Raw genomic sequence first — 281 nt, forward strand, 5'->3', positions numbered from 1 at the left:
CTCTCTCTGCAGCATCTTCTGCTGGCGGGCCTCCCTCTCCAGGGCCCGCGCAACGCGCTCCTGCCTCATCGCGGCGTTGCGAGGGTCGCCGCGGCCGCGGGTGCCGCGGTGTGTGCGGCTCTTCTTCTTGCCCTCGTCGGGGACGTTGCCCTATTTAATACCAAAGGGAATGAGGCGCTGTCATCACAAGCCGGGTCGCTGTTCCATTGGAATTCCATGGGACAGCTTTGACATTTTCGTGGTGATTCGGTTTTCTCGCAGTATCGAGTCCTCAATTCATC

General features: G+C 60.1%; 1 protein-coding gene. It reads left to right on the forward strand.

Features of this window, described 5'->3' with window-relative positions:
- Window positions 1-231 (forward strand): hypothetical protein (locus PZC42_RS20905; protein WP_277214017.1); only part of this gene is annotated, 231 nt, incomplete at its 5' end.
- Window positions 232-281: the final 50 nt, after the last annotated feature.

The sequence above is a fragment of the Isoptericola croceus genome, from assembly GCF_029382255.1.
GTDB lineage: Bacteria > Actinomycetota > Actinomycetes > Actinomycetales > Cellulomonadaceae > Isoptericola > Isoptericola croceus.